The 964-nt window shown below is 43.5% G+C and carries 3 protein-coding genes; all 3 read left to right on the top strand.

Going from position 1 to position 964, the window contains the following annotated elements; genetic code table 11:
* Window positions 1-347 (top strand): cation:proton antiporter (locus A3735_RS30275; protein WP_369820507.1); only part of this gene is annotated, 347 nt, incomplete at its 5' end.
* Window positions 347-730 (top strand): YchJ family protein, encoded by a 384-nt coding sequence (locus A3735_RS04635; protein ID WP_068513714.1) that lies wholly within the window; start codon window positions 347-349, stop codon window positions 728-730. The genes A3735_RS30275 and A3735_RS04635, both read left to right, overlap by 1 nt.
* Before the next feature lie 19 nt (window positions 731-749).
* A partial coding sequence (locus A3735_RS31710; RefSeq protein WP_231882384.1) for a hypothetical protein occupies window positions 750-964 on the top strand: 215 nt, incomplete at its 3' end.

The raw sequence follows: 964 nt of genomic DNA, 5'->3' as shown, positions 1-964 counted from the left end.
TTTCGCTGGGCGCTTCATTCAACTTAGGCTTACTGGCAGACGTTATTCTCCCCTCACTACTACTGGCTGGGCTGATTATTGTTATCAAGCCAGTGATATTCCGTTGGTTGCTTACGCGCAGCAAAGAACCCAATGACATTGCCTGGGAAGCTGGTTTTCGATTAGGCCAAATTAGTGAGTTTTCGTTACTGATTGCCTACCTGGCAACCGCATCGGCTTTGATAGGGACCGAGGCCTCCCACCTTATCCAGGCCACAGCAATACTGACTTTCATCTTTAACTCATATATTGTTATCTTTAACTTCCCCAATCCGATCGCTATTAGCGACAAATTAAGACGAGATTAATGCCCAAAGCTCCTTGCCCCTGTGGGTCTTCCCTGACGTATGACGACTGCTGTGCTCTTATTCATGCTGACATAGCTAAAGCACTAAGAGCCGAGCAGCTAATGCGCTCTCGCTACAGTGCCTTTGTACTTGAGAATGAAGACTACCTTCTAACAAGCTGGCACCCGGACACCCGCCCAAGCAACCTTGATTTCGATTCACAAAGTAAGTGGCTTGGTTTGAAAATTAAAGATACAGTAGCAGGTCTAGAGGATGATAAGGAAGGCCAAGTGTCTTTCGTTGCACGTTATAAAGTGTCGGGCAAGGCTCAGCGAATTGTAGAGAATAGCCATTTCATTAAGCTTGATGGTATTTGGCAGTATCACTCAGCTACTGATAATTAATACTTGCTATGAAGCTTAAATGAATATATATAATAAAGTACTGCTTCATATGCATATCGCCGCATTATTGCTTGGTGGTACAGCACTTTTTTCAAAACTAATTCCCTATGCTGCCTGGGACATAATTGCCTACCGAACTCTGATTTGCGGCCTCACCGTATTTATTGTGTCACTTCTATTCAAACAAAAACTTAGAATTAGCACTTTACCCGTTTTTTTACTCTTGGTGTTTTG

Source organism: Oleiphilus sp. HI0061, from assembly GCF_001635675.1.
This window is presented reverse-complemented; position numbering and strand designations above follow the sequence as displayed.